Here is a 1,729-nt window from a genome sequence, read left to right on the forward strand (position 1 = left end):
TCTGGCGCGCGCCCGAGCGCTGCAGCCAGCGCGCGGTGTGCAGGCCGAGCGCACCGAGACCGCCGGTGACGAGGTAACAGGCATCGGCGCGGACCTCGAACGAGGCGGCCACCGGCAGCCGCAGCACGATCTTGCCGATGTGCTTCGCTTGGGCCATGTGGCGGAACGCGTCGGCGGCCTGCGCGACATCGAACACCGTGACCGGCAGCGGCTGCAGGCTGCCGTCCTGCAGGCCGGCCTGCAGCTCGGCCAGCATCGGGCGCAGCAGGCGCGGCTCGGCGTAGGCCGCATCCCCCAGGTCGTAGGCCTCGTAGTGGATGCCCGGGCAGGCCTGCGCGACGGCCTCGGGGGTCCAGATGTCGCGCTTGCCGAGTTCGAGGAACCAGCCGCCCGGGGCGACGACGCCGAGCCCGGCCGGGATGAAATCGCCAGCCAATGAGTTCAGCAGCACGTCGACGCCGGCACCGCCGGTCGCGCGCATCAGCTCGGCGGCGAACGAGGTGCTGCGCGAATCCATCACCGCGCGCACGCCGATCGCGAGCAGGTGGGCGCGCTTCTCGGGTGAGCCGGCGGTGGCGTAGACCTCGGCGCCGGCACGCAGCGCGAGCTGCACCGCGGCGAGGCCGACGCCGCCGGCGCCGGCATGGATCAGCACGCGCTGGCCGCGCCGCAGCCCGGCGATGCCGAACAGGCCGTGGTGCGCTGTCAGGAAGGCGACCGGCAGCGCGGCCGCCTGCTCGTTCGACAGGCCCGGCGGAATGCGGGCGACGAAGGCGGCCGGCGCGACCGCCTCGCTGCCCATGCTGTCGTGCACGAAGCCGAACACGCGCTCGCCGACGCGCCAGCCCTCGACGGCCGTGCCGACTTCGCTGACGGTGCCGGCGCATTCGGCGCCGAGCGGGATGCCGCTGCCGGGGTAGACGCCGAGCGCAAGCAGCACGTCGCGGAAGTTCAGCCCGGCGGCGTGCACCTGGATGCGCAGTTCGTTCGGCTTCAGCGCGCGCGGGGCGAGTGCGCGCAGCGCCAGGCCGTCGAGGGTGCCGGGGCGTTCGACCTCGAGGCGCTGCAGCGGCGAAGCCGGTGTGGCGGCGGCGCGGCGCACGAGGCGTGGTTCGTGGCGCGTGCCACCGCGCAGCGCGACGCGCGGCAACGGGGCGGGCGACAGCAGCTCGGCCAGCAGCGCGCCCGTGTCGGTCGCGTCGGTGTCGATCGCGCGCAGCGGGAATTCGGGATGCTCGACGGCGAGCACGCCGAGGAAGGCCCAGGCACCGGCCGCGGCCGACGACGCCGGCGCCTCGTGCGGGCGCACGGGCTGCGAGGTCTGCGTGACGAGCCACAGCGCGACGGTGGGCGCCTCGGCATCGGCGGCCAGCGCCTGCAGCACATGAAGCAGCGAGCCGCTGGCGCGCAGTTCGGCGGCGGCGTCGTCGAGGCGGGGTGTGTCGAGGCTCCACAGCGAGACCACCGCGCGCGGCGTGCCGTGCGAGCGCCAGTCGGCGACGACCGAGTGCATCTGCGCCGCATCGCCCGGGTCGACGGACCAGCGGTTCGATTCGAGGCGCTGGAAGCGTTCGCCGGCGAGCACTTCGGTGCAGCGGGCGCCGCGGGATTCGAGCGCCTGGCGCAGCGTGGTGGCGAGGCCGCTGGCGTCGGAGAGGAGCAGCCAGTCGCCGGCGGCGTGGGCCCTCGACACCTCAGGCTGAACGGGGGAGGCAGGCTGCCACCGCAC

1 protein-coding gene is annotated in these 1,729 nt (G+C 75.0%); it reads right to left on the bottom strand.

From position 1 onward, the window contains the following. A partial coding sequence (locus AC1D12_RS32640; RefSeq protein WP_477845284.1) for a zinc-binding dehydrogenase occupies nucleotides 1–1,693 on the bottom strand: 1,693 nt, incomplete at its 3' end. Nucleotides 1,694–1,729 lie beyond the last annotated feature (36 nt).

The organism is Rhizobacter sp. P1_G5, from assembly GCF_056405435.1.